The following is an 18,472-nucleotide window of genomic DNA, read 5'->3' as shown; positions in this document are numbered from 1 at the left end:
ATAAACAGAAACCGTCCGGACTGATCCGGACGGTTTCTTATAAAATTTTACTTTTGTTTCTCCATTTCAGCCGATACTCTTCATTCGATTTTTCAAGAGACCAATAATCAATAACCGAATTGATTACCTGTTTGAATTTATCCTCGTTGCAAGGTGTTATAAAATAACTTTTCGGAGGGCTTGAATACGTGTCAATTACAAAAAACTGGGTAAATAATATCGAAAAGAAAAGACATGGGCATTTCATTTTCAGACACATATCTTTACTATAATTTGATTTTATACTGTTTTCGCCAAAGTGAAGTACATTAGAAAAAAGCAAAAAAGGCATTATCTTTTTAGAAACGATATGATTTCGGGCTTCTAAAAAAGTATTAAAACAAAGAAGGCTGTTTTTTAATCCTAAATCTGAGATAATGTGCTCAAATAGACTTCGATTTTCTTTATTTTCTTCGATAAGTAATATGGGTCCTTTTTTATTCATGATTTACTAATCGTTTTTTAATTGATATTTTACAGAATATTCTTAATTCAAATTTTCTGTTTTTTAGAGTCTTATATTTATAGAATTTTATCAAATACTTATATAATTCCCATACTCAATATGACTTCTTTATGTTTGTGAATATTTTTTTAAAACATAAAAAATTGACAAACAGCAAGATATACTTTTAAACTAAATACTATAGACATATTTGCACTAAAGTCAGAAATACATCCTGGTATATTTGCTCCAAATGATAATACGTGATTAAGAGCTTTTTTAACATGTGAATTCTATAACAAATCTCTGCAATTATATAATCATAAAATTAAGCGCTTTTTTAATTTGTAACTATAGATAAAACTTATCTCACAAAAAGCAAAATGTTATGAATAATGTATTACTTAAAATTGTTGCAATCGTTTTTTTTATATCTGTTACAGGGTACAGCTGCTCCCCTCATTGCGATGATGAAGATTACACCAGAGATCAAAAAGAAGCTGCACTACACAAAACGGATTCTATTTATACTCCAAAATTTGATTAATATTTTCTAGGCGTAACACCTTTCTTTTCCGCTGATTCTGTAAACAAAATTTTTATGCTGGATATGGTTTTGATTTTGTAAATCACTCCACATCAAAACAAAAAAATGTTCCTCAATTCCAACATTTTAAAAAATAACATTCTATTTTCGTAAATGATTACAAAAAGTAACGATTTACGAAATAACTAATATATGACTTACCAACCAGCAGCAAACCGATACGAGCAAATGCAATATCGCAGATGTGGGAACTCAGGACTTAAACTTTCTGCTTTTTCACTGGGTCTTTGGCATAACTTCGGACTTAACAGCGATTTTGAAAACAGCCGAAACCTTATCAAAACCGCTTTTGATACCGGAATTACCCATTTTGACCTTGCCAATAATTACGGTCCGCCACCCGGATCTGCAGAAGAATGCATGGGAAAAATTTTAAAACTGGATTTTAAAAACCACAGGGACGAAATGATTATTTCCTCTAAAGCGGGCTACACCATGTGGGACGGCCCTTATGGTGACTGGGGATCAAAAAAATATCTGGTTTCCAGCTTAGACCAGAGTTTAAAAAGAATGGATTTGGACTATGTGGATATTTTTTACCACCACAGACCCGATCCCGAAACGCCTCTTGAAGAAACCATGGCAGCATTGAATTTAATTGTACAGCAGGGAAAAGCTTTGTATGTTGGAATCTCAAATTACCGCCCTGCAGAAGCTGAAAAGGCATTTAAATTACTGAAAGAAATGGGCACTCCGTGTCTGATACACCAACCAAAATACTCCATGTTTGAACGCTGGGTCGAGGACGGACTTCTGGATCTATTAGAAAAAGAGCAGGTGGGTTGTATTCCGTTTTCACCATTGGCACAAGGATTACTAACCGATAAATATTTAAACGGAATTCCGGCAGATTCAAGAGTAGCTACCAGCGGCCAGTTTTTAAAAGCAGATCATATTACTCCAGAAACTGTAACCAAAATCAAAGCATTAAATACTATAGCAGAAGAGAGAGATCAAAAATTAGCACAAATGGCACTGGCCTGGATTTTACGCGATCAAAGAGTGACTTCGGTATTAATCGGTTCGAGTAAACCTGAACAGATTACAGATTCTGTCAAAGCTTTGAAAAATAACACTTTCAGCAAAGAAGAATTAGACAAAATTAACCTGATTTTAAAATAAAGAATAAAATATTGCCTGATGAAAATGCAGTTCCGACAGAGCTGCATTTTTTATTCACTAGCAATATCAAAATTCAACAACATAGAACCCCGAAATTTTTATTTTTTATAAACATTTCTTAAAAAAGGCTTTACTTCTTATTTCCAAGATACGATATCCTCAATAATAAGAAGACTAAACCTACAATATAACAAAGCTAGTTTTGCATTTGATTAAATCATCGGCAAAACTGAGGTGCTTATTTTTGAGATCTTATAATATTGAAGGATAAAATTGGCAAAATAGCATTTTTGAATCATTTTTTTATATAAAACATACAGCTTTAAAAAAAAATAAATAATATTGCCTATCCGAAACAAATTAAATACCATGTTGTTAAATCCCGGTTTTGATGAAAACAAACTTCTCCAGGAATTATCTGAGGGAAGCGAACCGGCGTTTACTATTTTATACAATCGCTATAAAAATGGTGTTTATTCAACCGCTTTAAAAATTACAAGGTCAAAAATTTTAGCTGAAGAAGTGGTTCAGGATGTGTTTTTAAAAATTTGGCAAAATCAACAAAATTTGGCTGATATAGTCAATTTCGAGAATTATCTTTTTATCATCTCCCGCAATCATATTTTTGATATGATTAAAAAAGTAGCCAGAGAAACCTCTTTGCCGGTTGAACTTACTTATAAAAACACAACTTCTGAGGATACCGACACTGCCGTAAAAGACGATCAGTACAATATTATTTTGAACCAGATTGTAGAACAGCTTCCGCCTCAACAGCAAAAAGTCTATAAAATGGCTAAACTGGAAGGTTTAAGTCATCAAAAAATTGGAGAAGACTTAGGAATCTCTACAGACACGGTAAAAAAACACATGGCACAAGCCTTAAAATTTGTACGCCACAGAATTTCTCCTTACATGAATATGTTCATGACAATTCTTTTATTTTTCAGAGCTTAATTTTAAAGCTTTTCTTTCAAAACAACCCTTCGGATTATTTTTTTACGTTTTTTTTACATTTTTTTTACTTTCGACTACTCCCTCCCCTTTTTTCAATCGTCTTTATAATAAAGATCACTATTTAATTGGCTTTGCCCCAAAATAAACAGGGTCTTAAGAAATAAATTTTAAACAGCCCCAGGTTTACTATTTACCACCTATTATTAACTTATTTAATTTCAAATCGAATGCAAGAAAAAATATTTGAAGAATTATTTGAAAATTATTTGCAAAAGAGGCTGTCAGAAGTTGAAGAACAAAAACTGATGGAACTTATTCGAAATGGTGAATATGATGATTTCATAAAAGAAAAAATTCATGTCATGCTCAAGGAAAATACCGGATCTGAAGTAATGGGTAACGAAGAGAGTGCCTATATTTTGAGATGTATTTTGTCTGAACCTAATACTAACAGAGAAGTAATCAGATTAGAACCGGAAAAAAGAAACAGAAAAAAAGTGCTCCGTGTAATCTTTGCTGCAGCGAGCATTATAGCTTTAATCGCTATTGGCAACAGTTTGTTTTTTAAACAAAAAACTTCAATTGCAACTCCTGTAATGAAGCAGCCTGTAATTGCAGAAAATACTTCGGTAGATTTTAGCGGCAAACAATTGATTCATCTGCCGGACGGAAGTACCGTTCTTTTAAATGATAACAGTAGCTTAAAATACGATCAGAATTCTTTTAATAACAAAACCCGTGAAGTAACACTTACCGGAGAAGCTTTTTTTGATATTAAAAGAAACGAAACAAAACCGTTTATCGTACATACGGGCAAAGTACAAACCAAAGTTTTGGGTACAGCCTTTAACATTAATACACACAATTCTTCAAACAATATTGAAGTCACAGTTACAAGAGGTAAAGTTCAGGTTGGAGATGATCAGAAAATATACGGTATCATAACTCCGAATGAGCAGATTAAAGTCAATAAAAACACGCTCAGTTTTGAACAGAACAAGATTACAGCTTCAATTGTTACTGAGTGGAAAAGCAATTACCTGATTCTGGATGATATTAATATGGAAGAAGCAGTTGCCTTAATTTCTCAGAAATACAAAGTACAGATTTCATTGGCAAACGAAAAGATTAAAAATTGCAGAATAACAGCCAGTTTCTTAAATGATGAAGATTTGGATCATGTCCTAAAAGTTATCAGCAGTGTTATTGAAACCGAGTATCGTTACAACAAAGCCGGGACGATTATTCTGGACGGAAAAGGCTGTGAATAAATAAAAAAACAAAAGGCTGACTAAACCTCCTACTTTAGAAAGCTTTAAAATAAATATTAACCTTAAAACCAAGCTATAAGAATAAATAAAAAAGCCATCCAGCTCCTACACCAGATGGCCCAAATTTTTAATAATTAAAACCAGTAACCATTAAAAACAAGCAAATTTATGAAATTACGCTGTAAAACAACCATGTTTGACAGGGAAAAGAAATCTGCCTTTTTCCATTTGTCAAAAAAAACACTTATGATCATGCGAATCAGTCTATTCCACATTTTCTTACTGACCTGTGGCACTCATATGGTCTTTGCTACCGAAATGAGCGGTCAAAATTTAGAATCGATATCTGTTGACATTGAACTTCATAATCAGGATATTAAAACTTTATTTAAAACAATAGAAAATAAAACGGGATTACTGTTTGCTTATCAGCCGCAAATCATAAAAGATTTTCCAAAAGTCACTACAACCGGAGGGCGCAGAAGTGTGAGTGCAATTTTGAATTCTGTATTTCAGGGCAGTAATCTGGTCTATAAACAGGTAGACAAAAATGTTATAATTTATAAAAAAGAAAGTACTGCTTTAAATAATAAAAAAGAAGAAGCTAATTATTATTTAAGCGGAAAAATTTTAGATGAAAATGGTTACCCATTACCAGGTGTAAGTGTTTTATTAGTAGGCAGTAATAAACACGGCATCTCTGATTTCGATGGTCAGTTTTCTATCGAATTACCAACAGGAAAACATCTACTTAGAATATCCTATTTAGGGTATAAAACACAAGAAATTACGGTTGAGAACCAGACCACAGTGACCATAAAAATGCAACCCGATTTAGCTAAACTGGATGAAATTGTAGTAATTGGTTATGGGACAACTACCAAAAGAACAACTACAGGATCTGTAGTAAAAATTACTGCTGAAGATATCGAAAAACAGCCAATAACTAACATTTTACAAAGTTTACAGGGAAGAACGCCTGGTGTATTTGTATCTCAAACATCAGGTTACGCAGGATCAGACATGAATATTAGTATTCGTGGCCGAAATTTTATTGCCGGAGACAACCTGCCTTTTTATATCATAGATGGAATTCCTTATATAGGCGATGATTTAAAGGAGCAGGCGCAAAAAGATGAGGGTGCTCAAAATATGAGCGTTGTTAGAGGAGCGCAAAAAAGAACAAGCCCTTTAAACATTCTTAATCCAAATGATATAGAAAGTATCGAAATCCTAAAAGATGCGGATGCTACGGCAATTTACGGATCAAGAGGTGCGAATGGTGTTGTGCTTATCACAACCAAAAAAGGAAAGGCAGGAAAAACAGAGTTTACTGTAACCACAAACTCAGGAGTTTCTGAAGTAGCACATATGATCAAAACATTAGATACCCCTACTTACCTGAATATGCTGCAAACTGCATTAAACAATGGTGGTGCTGTAGCTGATGTGGATAGTAATGGTATTGCTATTACAGACTGGGATCCAAATGCATATACAAACTGGCAGGAAAAACTCATAGGTGGTACAGCAAATTTCAATAATTATTCGGGCTCATTAAAAGGGGGAAATGATACAACAAATTTTCTTTTAAGTGCCGCTTACCATAAAGAAACTACAGTTGTACCAGGGGATTTCAGCTACGATAAATTCTCTACTAACTTTAATGTGAATCACAGCACACTCGATAAAAAATTAAAAATAGGAGCATCTGTTCTTTTCTCTACAGACCATAACCAGCTTCCCTTTTTTGATATTACCAGTTATGCAATAGGTACTGCACCAAACCGTCCGTTGTACAATGCAGATGGCAGTTATTACTGGTCTCCGGATTATTTTAGTGATATTAACCCGCTTGCAGCTTTAGGTAAAAGAGTTGATGATAAAGGAACTAACTTAATTACAAGTGTAAGCCTTCAGTATGAAATTGCAAAAGGACTTTCTATTAAAACAGATTTGGGGTACGGGAGAGCTCAAATGCTTACCAAGCAGTATATGCCTGCATCTGCCAGTAACCACGTGTATGATGAAGCAAATGGATATGATACATCAAGATCTTATACTACTTCAACAAATAACACCAACAATTTTACTATAGACCCTCAGCTTAATTATACAACCCAATTATGGAAAGGTAATCTTACTGCGCTTGTTGGAGGTTCCTGGCAGGACAGAAAAGCAGAAATGCCGACTTATATAAACGCTTCCCAATATTCTGCAGATAATTTAATTGGTAATATAGGAGCTGCAGAAACAATCTCTGCGTCTAATGCAAGCTCAGAATACAAATACATTTCTCTTTTCAGCAGACTTAATTATAATATTGAAAATAAATACATTCTGAATGTGAACTTCAGAAGAGATGGTTCTTCTAAATTTGGAGCTAATAACCGTTTTGGAAATTTTGGTTCTGTTGGAGGTGCCTGGATTTTTACCGAAGAAAAGTTTTTAAAAGACAACTCATGGTTAAGTTTTGGTAAAATCCGTTCCAGCTATGGAGAAATCGGAAGCGACGAAATTGGTAATTATAGATATGCTGATACCTTCGATACTCGTACTTATGGTGTTGGAAATGCTTCTATGGCTGCAACCAGAATTGCCAATCCAAATATAAAATGGGGACTTACTAAAAAATTTGAAGCAGCATTAGACTTAAGCTTCCTTAACGACCGTATATCTTTTACGGCTGCTTATTACAAAAATACTTCCAGTAATCAATTAGTAGATTATACACTTAGTCCACAAACAGGATTTGCAGCTTATACCGCTAATTTACCGGCTGAAGTTGAAAATCAGGGATGGGAGTTTACCCTTGCAACAACAAACATCCGTACCAAAGACTTCACCTGGTCAACTTCTTTTAATATTTCGACCAACTCAAATAAATTGGCAAAATTTGATGGTATTGAATTTACCAGTTATTACTCTCAATATGTTGTTGGCAGACCTTTAAACAGCAGATATCTATATACTTACACAGGTCATGTAAACGGAGAACCTCAATTTAAAGATGTAAACGGTGATGGAAACATTTCCTCTAGATTAGCAGATACCGGAAGAGGTGACAGAGAATATTACGGCCCATCATATCCAAAATATTATGGAGGTATCTCAAATACAATTAGTTATAAAGCATTCACGCTTGACTTTCTATTTCAGTTCGTAAAACAGGAAGGTACTACTTTACTGGCATCTCAAGGAGCACAACCAGGATACCCTTACAGTACAGCTAATTTTCAGGTGGATGAATATAATGATTACTTAGCAGCAGGAAATGTTTTAAGTTCAAATTATCAGGATTTTTTCTTTGATTATATGGGATCAAATGCAACTATCATAGATGCATCGTATATAAAACTTAAAAATGTGAATATTGCTTATCAGATTCCTTTAAATGAAGGTACTAAGAAATACATACAAGCCATCCGTCTTTCACTTCAGGGCCAGAATTTAGTAACATTTACGAAATACAAAGGACTTGACCCTGAAACACAAGGCTTGGCATTGCCTCCATTACGAACCATCACTTTTGGAACTCAGTTTACATTTTAATTCTACACATCATGAAAAATATTTCAACTAAATATATCTATATATTTTCGTTTCTTCTTTTAACAGGACTTACAGGCTGTGAAGATATGCTTGACGTTGACCTTCCTGTTAACGAATTATCATCTGAAACTGTATATGTTTCAGACCCAACTGCTGAAGCAGCTGTCAACGGAATTTACGAAAGTATGGTTACCAGCGTTTATTACGATAATTTGCATAGAATTCTTGGACAGACATCTGATGAGTTAGTCCCCCGAACCGGTATTGCAAATGTTTACAGTTCTAATGAAATTCCGGATACCGATGGAACTATAGGCTCTATGTGGGCACAATTGTACAAAACAATTTATAATGCCAACAATGTTATTGAAGGAGTTACTAAAAGCACTACGCTTAATCCTGTAAAAAGTAAACAATGGATTGCTGAAGCAAAATTTCTACGAGCATATTGTCATTTTTATCTGACTAATCTTTGGGGAAATGTACCTTTAATATTGACTACAGATTTAGACGCAACAGCTTTAGCTCCACAATCTTCTCAGGAAACTGTTTACACCCAGATTTTGCTTGATTTGACCGATGCCACAAAAGATTTACCAACGAATTACAACAATTATAATAACGGTGAAAGAATAAGAGCTACAAAATGGGCTGCAGAAGCATTATTAGCAAGAGTAAATCTTTACTTAGGAAGATGGAGCGAAGCAGATACTCATGCATCTGCCGTAATAAATGAGACCGGTACCTACAAAATAATTACCGGATTGACAGATTCCAATAATCCATTTATTGCAGATAATGATGAAGCTATACTTCAGATACCTTATTATAATGTTAATTATACTTATGAAGGAACTGCTGTATTTGGAACTGGCGGGACTAATTTACTAAGAAAAGGAAATGCCCTTTTTGAAGCAGGTGATGATCGAAAAACAAAATGGACAATTGATATCCGAGACAGAGTAACTAATGCTTTTATAGGCATAGCGCCAAGAAAATATAAAGCTAATTTTGGACAATCTATCAACGAACGCTCAACTGTACTCAGACTGGCAGAACTTTATTTGATAAGAGCCGAAGCAAGGGTGAAATTAAATAATATTACCGGCGCACAACAGGATATTGATGTTATCAGAAACAGGGCTTTATTAGGCAATACTACATTAACAGACTCCAATCAACTTCTTGAATTAATTGCTCTGGAAAGAGAAAGAGAACTCTTTGCAGAAAATGGCCACAGATGGCTGGATCTTAAAAGAAGCGGTAACATTGATCAGATTCTTGGATCAGTTAGCGGAAAAATCTGGAAAAGTACTGACAGTCTTTATCCAATTCCGGAATCAGCTATCCGATCTAATCCTTCCTTAATTCCAAATCCGGGATACTAACTAATTTAAATAATTTACTCAGGAATGTTTTATAAAAAAAGCATTCCTGAGATTTTAAAAACACTATGGAAACAACAATTGTAAGAGTTGAGGGCTTGTCGCATCAATACAGTAAGGATTGGGCAATACAAAATATAAATTTTGAAATCAAAGAAAACAGGATTCTGGGACTTCTGGGCTCTAATGGTGCCGGAAAATCGACTACCATGAATATCCTTTGCGGGGTTTTAAACCAGACTCACGGAAATATATTTATTGACGGAATTAACCTGAAAGAAAATCCGGTCGAAGCCAAAAAACTAATTGGTTTTTTACCACAAACGCCACCACTTCACCTCGATTTAACGGTAGATGAATATTTGATTCACTGTGCGCAGCTACGACTGGTTAAAAAAGAAGACCTGAGAAATGCAGTCGAAAAAGCCAAAGAAAAATGCGGCATTTCGCATTTCAGCCACCGATTGATTAAAAACTTATCCGGAGGTTACAGACAACGTGTGGGAATTGCACAGGCTATTATTCACGAGCCAAAACTGGTGGTTTTAGATGAGCCAACCAACGGACTGGATCCAAATCAGATTTTAGAGGTACGAAATTTAATTAAAAAAATTGCTCAGGATAAAGCCGTAATATTCTCCTCTCACATTCTTTCTGAAGTTCAGGCTACATGTCAGGATATCCGAATGATTGAAAACGGACACATGGTTTTTGCTGATACACTCGATGCTTTTAATAATTACATCGAAGCCGATAAATTAACCGCAAGTTTTGAAAATCCGCCAACAATCGAGGCACTAACCGCTATCGAAGAAGTTACAGAAGCAGTTTATCTTTCTCCTAAAAAAGTACAGATTACTTTTAAAGGAACACAGGAAGTTGCTGAAAAAATTGTAGCTCAGAGCGTTACCAGTAATTGGAAATTACGTGAAATTCAGTTCGAAAAAGTCTCTCTTGATGAAATTTTTGCCCAATTATCTAAAAAAGCACCTTCAAAAAACGCTATCCTTTCTTAAAAAACAAACAAATGAAAACAATATACAGAATTGCTAAAACAGAACTCAACACCATGTTTTATTCGCCGGTGGCATGGGTTGTTTTAGTCATATTTTCTATCCAGTCCAGCTGGAAATTTTTTAACACAGTTGAACGTTTTGAAAAAGCACAAAAAATTGGGGAAGGAATGCATAACCTTACCCAAACCGTCTTTTCCGGATTCAGCGGATTGTATACTGAAATGCAGGAGTATCTGTATTTGTATATCCCTCTATTGACCATGGGTTTAGTAAGCCGTGAAATAAATAGCGGTTCTATCAAACTTTTACTTTCTTCGCCAATCAAAATCAAGGAAATTGTATTAGGAAAATATCTGGCTATTGCTGTCTACTGCTTATTATTTATTGCCATTTTGGGACTGCAGGTTGGAATTGCTTATTTTTCTATAGAGAACCTTGATTTTAAATTTGCTTTTTCAGGGCTTATCGGTCTGTATTTACTGGTTTGCACCTATGCAGCGATTGGACTTTTTATGTCCTGTCTTACTTCCTATCAGGTTGTCGCCGCTATTAGTACTCTGGTAGTTTTGGCCGGTTTAAACTTTATTGGCAAATTATGGCAGGATGTCGAATATGTAAAAGACATTACCTATTTTCTCTCAATAGCAGGACGTGCAAACGAAATGCTTGGAGGACAGATCATCAGCAAAGACGTATTGTATTTCCTATTGGTAAGCGGTCTGTTTATTGTATTGAGTATATATAAATTACAAACCGGAAGAGATGCGCAAACTATTTCGAAAAGAGTTTTAAAATATACATTATTAATCTCCATCGTTTTGTCACTTGGATACGTTACATCAAGAGCTCCTCTTACGCTATATCATGATATGACCCGCACAAAAGACAGAACTCTTACCAAAACCAGTTTAGATATTGTCAAGAAAATGGAGGGGCCAATTAAGATTACGACTTATGTGAATCTTCTGGATATCAATTATTATGTAGCCATGCCTTATTCGCAAAACCAGGATATCGCCAGTTTTGAACAATACACCCGCTTTTTGCCTCAAATAGAGATGGAATACATATACTATTATGATACCTCTACCAATACAGCGCTGTATGCTCAAAATCCTGGATTGAATGACAAACAGCTTGCCGAAAAAATGGTAGAATCACAAGATCTGAAGCTAAAAAAATTATATACTCCTGCAGAAATTAAAAAAATTATTGACCTGGGGCCAGAGCAAAACCGCGTAGTGAGAACGGTAGAGTACAACGGACAGAAAACATTTTTAAGAATGTATGATGATTTATTTAAAGCCCCTTCTGAAAAAGAAATCTCAGCAGCCTTAAAACGTTTAATTGTTACTGCTCCAAAAATTGTTTTTGCAACCGGAAACATGGAACGCAGCGTTGACAAAATCGGAGATAAAAATTACAAGACTGGTTTTAATGAAATTACATTCAGATACTCTTTAATCAATCAGGGCTTTGATGTTGCTTCTGTTGATATCAATGCGCAGAATATCCCTGAACAAACTTCTGTTTTAATAATTGCCGACCCAAAAACACAGTTGAGCCAGGGTGCTGTTGACAGAATCAATACCTATATCGATCAGGGGAAAAACATAGTTCTTTTGGGAGAGCCAGAAACGAATTCGGCTTTGGCTGCAGTTACAGACAAATTAGGTATTCAATTTACGAAACAGGCATTGGTTCAGGAAAGTGAAATCAATTCTCCGGATTATTTAGTTACTGAACTTCAAAGAAATGTAGATCCAACTTTAATTAAATTCAGCCCTAATCCAAATAATAATCCTATCCCGTTTTTAGGAAGTAGCGGTATCAAAACAGTTAAAGATACAGGATTTAAAGTGACACCACTGTTAAAAACCAACAATCAGCCGGCTTGGGAAGCCCAAACCGGAATCACTTCTGTTTCTGAAGATTTGAAAAAACAGACTTCTGTAAAAGCTGTTCCCTTGGTAGTAGCTTTAACGAGAAATGTAAAGGGTAAATCACAAAAAATAATTGTTGCCGGCGATGCTGATTTTATGGGTAATGCCGAATTAAGCCGTGGCGGATCAGGAACATTTCAGTTTGTAACTGATATTTTCAGTTGGTTCACTAATTACGAATTCCCAATTGATACAACACGCCCTGAAAACACTGATAAAAAGTTAACTATAACAGCAAATCAGGTTTTCATCAGTAAAATTGTTTTCATCGGACTATTTCCTTTGTTGATTGTATTAAGTGGTGCTTTTATTCTAATCAGAAGAAACAGAAGATAAAAATCACACCAATGGAGTCGTTAAAAATGATTTTCGATCTGCTTTTTTGTCCCCCAATCAAAAAACATTTGAATAGATTTTTTAACGACAACCATTGGATAAAAATAAAAAAAATGACTAAAAAAAATATCCTTTTTGGGATGCTGCTGCTGTCTTTTCATGGAGCTTTTTCCCAGTTCAAAACCACGATTCCGCTGGATAAAAATGTTACAACCGGAAAATTAAAAAACGGTTTAACGTATTATATTTTGCATAACGAAGAACCAAAAGACAGAGCCAGTTTTTACTTCGTGCAAAATGTGGGTGCTATTCTGGAAGATGACAATCAAAACGGACTGGCACATTTTCTGGAACACATGGCGTTTAACGGAACTGAGCATTTTAAAGGCAAGGGCATCATCAAAATGCTGGAAAAAAACGGAGTCACTTTTGGTAAAGACATTAATGCTTACACCGCTCAGGACGAAACCGTTTACAACATCAGTACAGTTCCGGTTACCAATGAAAAACTGATTGATTCTACCCTCTGGGTTTTACACGACTGGTCCGGATCTTTATCTTTAACCAATGAAGAAATTGATGCTGAAAGAGGTGTAATCCGTGAAGAATGGAGAACCAGACGTACAAGCGGTTTTCGCTTAAAAATGCAGACGGATCAGGTTTTATACAAAAATTCGAAATACAGCAAAAGAGATGTAATTGGCGATTTGAACATCATCAACAATTTTAAATATGCCGAATTAAGAAACTATTATAAAAAATGGTACAGACCCGATTTACAGGCGGTAATCATTGTGGGTGATATTGATGTAAAGGCCATGGAGCAAAAAGTAAAAACGATTTTTTCGGGTATTCCTTTAGCCAAAAAAGCAGCCGCCAGAACGTATGAAGCAATTCCGAAGCACGATGAATTGTATTTTGGAACCGCTTCCGATAAAGAAGCCTCATCAACAGCCATTACACTGAAATATGTTTTTGATGAGCCACTGGTAAATGACACTACTGTAACCCGCAAAAATGTTCTAAACTCTTTTTACACCAGTATTCTGAACAATCGTTTTAAAGAATTACTTTTAAAGAATCAAGGCTCTGCTTTAAGCTTAAAAACATATTTTGAGCCAATTTCAAGACTTAGCAATTCGTTTAACATTGTGGCTTTAGCCAAAAAAGAAAAAACAATCGAGGCTTTTGAAGAAGCGTATACAGAAACAGAACGTATCAAACGTTTTGGCGCTGTCCAGTCTGAATTAGACCGAACCAAGAAACTTTTTATCAGTTCGTATGATGATTTTCTAAGCAACAAAAATAAAGTCGATAACGAAAGCTGGGCCGATAAACTGACCAATTATTTCCTGAAAGCAAAACCTTTTCTTTCTGCTGATGATGATTACAAATTAATTGTCGGAATCATTAAAAGTATCACTTTAGAAGAGTTGAACGCTTACGCAAAAACAATCCAGAGACCAACCAATCAGGTAGTTTTGGTAACGGGTCCCGAGGATGATAAAAATAATTTTCCGACCAAAGAAGCTGTTGTTAATGTAATGAAGAAGGTCGAAAGCAAAACTTTAGAACCTTACACCAAAAAAGAAAATAACGCTCCTTTGATTGAAAAAGAATTAAAACCTGCTGCCATCAAAAAAACATTTGATGTTGCCGGAGTAAAGGATGCTAAAGGTTATATTTTAGAAAACGATGCCAAAATAATTGTACTTCCAACGACTTATTCTCAGGATCAGGTTGTTTTCTCTGCTTTTTCAAAAGGAGGCAAATCTTTAGTAAAAACAGAGGATTTAACCTCTGCAGAAATTGCAACCACACTGGCAAGATCTTCCGGTTTAGGAAATTTTGACAATATTGGTTTAAAAGAAAAACTAACCGGAAAAGTAGCGCAGTCAGCTCCTTTTATTGGTGATGAAACACAGGGATTTCAGGGAAGTTCAAACAAAGCCGATTTTGAAACGATGCTGCAATTGATGTACCTTTCTTTTGAAACACCACGATTTGACCCGAACATTTTTAATATTTTAAAAGAACAATACAAAAATCGTCTGCAAAACATCAAAAAAGATAACGGAAACGCTTTTAAGGATTCTATTGATTTAGCAAATTCAAATCATAATCCAAGAACTTTTTTATTCAATGATAAATTCCTTGAAACGATTGATTTAAAAAAAGCCGAAAACATCTACCGCGACCGATTTAAAAATGCGGCTGATTTTACGTTTATTTTTGTTGGAAATATTCCGGATTCAGCTTTAGAGTTGATTCAGAAATACATCGGGAATCTAAAATCGAATCCAGGTCAGAAAGAAAATTTTGCGGATCATCATATCGAACCTAAAAAAGGAAAAACAGTGGTGCATTTCACCCGACCTATGGAAATTCCAAAAGCAAGTGTTTATCTGAATTTAACGGGTAAAACTGAGTACAGCAAAGAAAATGCAATGACCATCTATATTATCGGTGAGTTATTGTCTAAACGATTTTTACAGACCATTCGCGAAGAAGAAGGCGGAAGTTACGGTGTTAGTGTCGGCGGCACTCTGGAACAAATTCCTTCATCAACATTCAGCCTGGCACTTACTTTTGACTGTAATCCTGAGAAAAAGGAGAAACTGATGCAGATTGTCTGGAAAGAATTAAACGATTTAAAAACAGTTCCGGTGAATGCGAACGATCTGGAAGACATCAAGAAAGCACTGATAAAAAACAGAGAAGAATCTCTAAAAACCAATTCATTCTGGAACTCGACACTGTACAACAACAGCTTAAATCAGGTTCCGTTTTTACAGGATGAAGAATATAAAAATTTAATTTCTAAAATTAATCAGAAAACTATTCAGCAGTTTAGTAAGCACGTTTTGGATAGTTCTAGTAGCGTCGAAGTAATTATGAGTCCTGAAAAAAATTCAGGAAAATAAGAACTTTAGCATACATTTTTTTTAATTAGTCATTAAAGGTTGTCTTTCCGGACAGCCTTTTTTGTTCGTAAAAAAGAGTTAAAGAAACAAACAAACTGAAAGTATACAAATTTGGTGTTGTATATTTGAAATGTTAATACTAAGCTATATGAAAAAAATAGGATTTTTGTCATTTGGACACTGGAACAATCATCCGGCTTATAAGACTCGTACAGCAAGTGACACACTGCTCCAGTCTATTGATCTGGCGGTTGCGGCAGAAGAAATCGGACTCGATGGCGCTTATTTTCGTGTACATCATTTTGCACAGCAATTAGCATCGCCTTTTCCATTGCTTTCCGCCATTGGCGCCAAAACTAACAAAATAGAGATCGGAACCGGCGTAATTGATATGCGATATGAGAATCCGCTGTATATGGTTGAAGATGCTGGTGCAGCAGACCTAATCTCTGGCGGACGACTGCAATTAGGCATAAGCAGAGGATCTCCGGAACAGGTGATTGACGGCTGGCGAGAGTTTGGATATGAACCTGAAGAGGGTGACACAGATGCCGATATGGGACGCAAAAAAGCACTGGAATTTCTGGAAAGACTCAAAGGCGAAGGATTTGCAGAGCCAAACCCCTACCCTATGTTTCCAAATCCACCGGGTTTATTACGACCTGAGCCACATTCTGAAGGGCTACGGGAACGGATCTGGTGGGGAGCAGCATCGAATGCTACCGCAATTTGGGCTGCTGAAAACGGTATGTACCTGCAAAGTTCGACTCTGAAATATGACGAAAACGGCAAACCTTTCCACATCCAGCAAGCCGAGCAAATCAGGTTATATAAAGAAGCCTGGAAAAAAGCGGGCCACGACAGGGAACCACGTGTTTCTGTAAGCCGCTCCATTTTTGCACTGGTCAGCGATCAGGACAGGTATTATTTTGGACAAGACGGAAAAGGAACCGATAGTTTTGGTTATATCGAAAGAGATAAAAGAGCCATCTTCGGAAAGAGTTATGCCGCAGAACCGGATAAATTAATTACGGAACTAGCTCAGGACGAAGCGATTCAGGAAGCAGACACAGTATTATTAACCATTCCAAACACCCTGGGGGTTGATTATAACGTACATGTGCTTTCGTCAATTTTACAATATATTGCACCGGCACTTGGCTGGCGTTAATTTTTCCAAGCCCTTATTTTAGTGATAAGGGCTTTTTATATTCCTTGTAAATTTTTTTAAACATCTGAAAACTTATACTTTGAAGTTTTTCTTCGGAAGATAAATCCAGAAAATAGTTCCTTCTCCGGGTTTGCTGCTAAAATTAATCATGCCGTTGTGATTTTCGATGATTCTTCTGCATAGGGCAAGTCCGATACCGTTTCCTCCATATTGATCACGTTCGTGGAGACGCTGAAACATATCAAATATACGGTCTGAGTATTTATTGTCCATTCCTATTCCATTATCCGCAATTGAAATCACTTCATAATTTTCTACAGCAGTCACTAAATTATCATCAGCGGGAACATCTCCAAATGAGACTTTAACGATTGGCTGCCCTGCATTAAACTTAAGTGCATTATTAATCAAATTGTAAAATAATTGGCGAAGCTGTGTGTCAAGACCCAAAACTTTTGGCATCAGACTTACATTGATTACAGCATTTTTTTCTTCAATGACCAGACTCAAATCGTTCAAAACTTCTGAGATAACTTCATTAAGATCGACTTCTGCAAAATATTGTTCTTTATTTTCAATTCGGGAATAATTGAGAACGTCTGTAATTAAGTTTGATAATCTGCCTGCTGCCAGCGTAATACGGTCAAAGTAATATTTTTTCTTTTCGTCTTCGCTTAAATGTTCTCCGGCTCTGGAAAGCATAATCATTATTTTTCTGAGAGGTTCCTGAAGGTCATGACTGGCAATGTAAGCAAACTGCTCTAACTCTTTGTTTTTAAAACGCAGTTTTGAATTCGCACCTTCTAATTCGCGTTGAATCGCTTTAAGTTCCGTATTATCCTTCAGTGTTTCAACTATCATTTTTTGGGCATTTATATCTACAAAATAAACCAGCCAGCTGTTAAAACTTCCGTCTTCGGTTTTATTTGGAGTTATCGAAACCAAATGCCATATATAATTTGATTTATTTTTAATTCTGGCTTCTCCAATATAATCAATTCTGTTTTTCTTTGCTCTGTTCCAGCCTTCTAACAGACCGTCAATGTCATCCGGATGCACAAAATTGTTTAAGCTTTTTCGATCAAATATAAGCAAGGGCAATTCCAGATAGTGCTCCAGTGATTCGTTTACAAGCAGCACATTACTGCGTTCATTCATCACACAAATAAGCACCGGAATTGTATTGGCAAGCTGCTTGTATTTATTTTCGCTTTCAGTAAGTTTTTCAGAAAGAGCAATGAGTTCAATATTTTTCTTTCTGATTTCGTCATAAGGTGATAAAGGCGGCTCAAATTTAAAATAATCGATAAACCCTTTTATCTTAGCTTCTGAGAGAAGTCCAGGAGACAAAACCGGCTGACTTATTCTGGTCGTAGATTGGTTTTTGAAGTATTTATATTCAATCTGACCGGAAATTTTTGAAGCATAATTAAAAGCCTCAGGACTACAGGTTTTTAAATCTTCGGCATCTATAATTATGGCTACAATCTCTTTTTTAGTAACTTTCACAATATTAATCCCGAGAACCAGTAAAGAATCTTTACCTTTTGCGATAGCACATCGGGCCACTTCAGAGACCGCAGTTGAAAATCTTGTCTGGAAAGAAGACGGCATACCACACATCTCTGCAATTTTCATGCAACGCTTATGAGCCAGTATTAAGTCCATTTCGTTATCAAGATTTATTTTTATGATCTCTTTCAT

Annotated in this window: 12 protein-coding genes; 10 read left to right on the top strand and 2 right to left on the bottom strand. The window is 35.6% G+C overall.

Annotated elements, in window-relative coordinates; translation table 11 throughout:
- Nucleotides 1-37: 37 nt before the first annotated feature.
- Nucleotides 38-484 carry a hypothetical protein gene (locus tag AAEO57_RS19205; RefSeq protein ID WP_341694654.1) on the bottom strand — a complete coding sequence of 149 codons (447 nt, stop codon included), beginning with the start codon at nt 482-484 and terminating at the stop codon, nt 38-40.
- 388 nt (nt 485-872) lie between these two features.
- Here AAEO57_RS19205 and AAEO57_RS19200 point away from each other — a divergent pair, with 388 nt between their 5' ends.
- The 10 genes from AAEO57_RS19200 (at nt 873) to AAEO57_RS19155 (ending at nt 16,768) form a co-directional block, all read left to right on the top strand.
- Nucleotides 873-1,031: a hypothetical protein gene (locus AAEO57_RS19200; protein ID WP_341694653.1), complete on the top strand. Its 159-nt coding sequence runs from the start codon at nt 873-875 to the stop codon at nt 1,029-1,031.
- A 192-nt stretch (nt 1,032-1,223) separates the two neighbouring features.
- Nucleotides 1,224-2,213, top strand: a complete 990-nt coding sequence (gene mgrA / locus AAEO57_RS19195) for an L-glyceraldehyde 3-phosphate reductase (protein ID WP_341694652.1) — start codon at nt 1,224-1,226, stop codon at nt 2,211-2,213.
- A 369-nt stretch (nt 2,214-2,582) separates the two neighbouring features.
- Complete coding sequence (locus AAEO57_RS19190; protein ID WP_341694651.1) at nt 2,583-3,170, top strand: RNA polymerase sigma factor; 588 nt, start codon at nt 2,583-2,585, stop codon at nt 3,168-3,170.
- A gap of 227 nt (nt 3,171-3,397) precedes the next feature.
- Nucleotides 3,398-4,441, top strand: coding sequence for a FecR family protein (locus AAEO57_RS19185; protein WP_341694650.1), 1,044 nt, complete (start codon nt 3,398-3,400; stop codon nt 4,439-4,441).
- A gap of 168 nt (nt 4,442-4,609) precedes the next feature.
- Nucleotides 4,610-7,993 carry a TonB-dependent receptor gene (locus AAEO57_RS19180; protein ID WP_341694649.1) on the top strand — a complete coding sequence of 1,128 codons (3,384 nt, stop codon included), beginning with the start codon at nt 4,610-4,612 and terminating at the stop codon, nt 7,991-7,993.
- 11 nt (nt 7,994-8,004) lie between these two features.
- Entirely contained in the window at nt 8,005-9,381 is a 1,377-nt protein-coding gene (locus AAEO57_RS19175) for a RagB/SusD family nutrient uptake outer membrane protein (protein WP_341694648.1), read from the top strand.
- A 65-nt stretch (nt 9,382-9,446) separates the two neighbouring features.
- Complete coding sequence (locus AAEO57_RS19170; RefSeq protein ID WP_341694647.1) at nt 9,447-10,394, top strand: ABC transporter ATP-binding protein; 948 nt, start codon at nt 9,447-9,449, stop codon at nt 10,392-10,394.
- An 11-nt stretch (nt 10,395-10,405) separates the two neighbouring features.
- The gene (locus tag AAEO57_RS19165) at nt 10,406-12,673 is read left to right on the top strand and encodes a Gldg family protein (RefSeq protein WP_341694646.1); all 2,268 of its coding nucleotides are present in this window, start codon (nt 10,406-10,408) and stop codon (nt 12,671-12,673) included.
- Nucleotides 12,674-12,786: 113 nt separating this feature from the next.
- Nucleotides 12,787-15,597 carry a M16 family metallopeptidase gene (locus tag AAEO57_RS19160; protein WP_341694645.1) on the top strand — a complete coding sequence of 937 codons (2,811 nt, stop codon included), beginning with the start codon at nt 12,787-12,789 and terminating at the stop codon, nt 15,595-15,597.
- A gap of 148 nt (nt 15,598-15,745) precedes the next feature.
- Nucleotides 15,746-16,768 carry an LLM class flavin-dependent oxidoreductase gene (locus AAEO57_RS19155; protein ID WP_341694644.1) on the top strand — a complete coding sequence of 341 codons (1,023 nt, stop codon included), beginning with the start codon at nt 15,746-15,748 and terminating at the stop codon, nt 16,766-16,768.
- A 72-nt stretch (nt 16,769-16,840) separates the two neighbouring features.
- Here the strand turns inward: AAEO57_RS19155 and AAEO57_RS19150 are convergent, their stop codons facing one another.
- Nucleotides 16,841-18,472 (bottom strand): sensor histidine kinase, encoded by a 1,632-nt coding sequence (locus tag AAEO57_RS19150; protein ID WP_341694643.1) that lies wholly within the window; start codon nt 18,470-18,472, stop codon nt 16,841-16,843.

The sequence above is a fragment of the Flavobacterium calami genome, from assembly GCF_038290035.1.
Taxonomy (GTDB): Bacteria; Bacteroidota; Bacteroidia; order Flavobacteriales; family Flavobacteriaceae; genus Flavobacterium; species Flavobacterium calami.
Note: the sequence above shows the minus strand (reverse complement) of the source record. Positions and strands in the feature narration are given on the sequence as shown.

What these genes read in the sequence shown, in the direction of transcription:
- AAEO57_RS19190 (WP_341694651.1), top strand. Translation starts at nt 2,583, where the DNA reads ATGTTGTTAAATCCCGGTTTTGATGAAAACAAACTTCTCCAGGAATTA.
- AAEO57_RS19180 (WP_341694649.1), top strand. Translation starts at nt 4,610, where the DNA reads ATGAAATTACGCTGTAAAACAACCATGTTTGACAGGGAAAAGAAATCT.
- AAEO57_RS19155 (WP_341694644.1), top strand. Translation starts at nt 15,746, where the DNA reads ATGAAAAAAATAGGATTTTTGTCATTTGGACACTGGAACAATCATCCG.
- AAEO57_RS19165 (WP_341694646.1), top strand. Translation starts at nt 10,406, where the DNA reads ATGAAAACAATATACAGAATTGCTAAAACAGAACTCAACACCATGTTT.
- AAEO57_RS19200 (WP_341694653.1), top strand. Translation starts at nt 873, where the DNA reads ATGAATAATGTATTACTTAAAATTGTTGCAATCGTTTTTTTTATATCT.
- AAEO57_RS19160 (WP_341694645.1), top strand. Translation starts at nt 12,787, where the DNA reads ATGACTAAAAAAAATATCCTTTTTGGGATGCTGCTGCTGTCTTTTCAT.
- AAEO57_RS19175 (WP_341694648.1), top strand. Translation starts at nt 8,005, where the DNA reads ATGAAAAATATTTCAACTAAATATATCTATATATTTTCGTTTCTTCTT.
- AAEO57_RS19170 (WP_341694647.1), top strand. Translation starts at nt 9,447, where the DNA reads ATGGAAACAACAATTGTAAGAGTTGAGGGCTTGTCGCATCAATACAGT.
- AAEO57_RS19205 (WP_341694654.1), bottom strand. Translation starts at nt 484, where the DNA reads ATGAATAAAAAAGGACCCATATTACTTATCGAAGAAAATAAAGAAAAT.
- AAEO57_RS19150 (WP_341694643.1), bottom strand. Translation starts at nt 18,472, where the DNA reads ATGAAAGAGATCATAAAAATAAATCTTGATAACGAAATGGACTTAATA.
- AAEO57_RS19185 (WP_341694650.1), top strand. Translation starts at nt 3,398, where the DNA reads ATGCAAGAAAAAATATTTGAAGAATTATTTGAAAATTATTTGCAAAAG.
- mgrA (WP_341694652.1), top strand. Translation starts at nt 1,224, where the DNA reads ATGACTTACCAACCAGCAGCAAACCGATACGAGCAAATGCAATATCGC.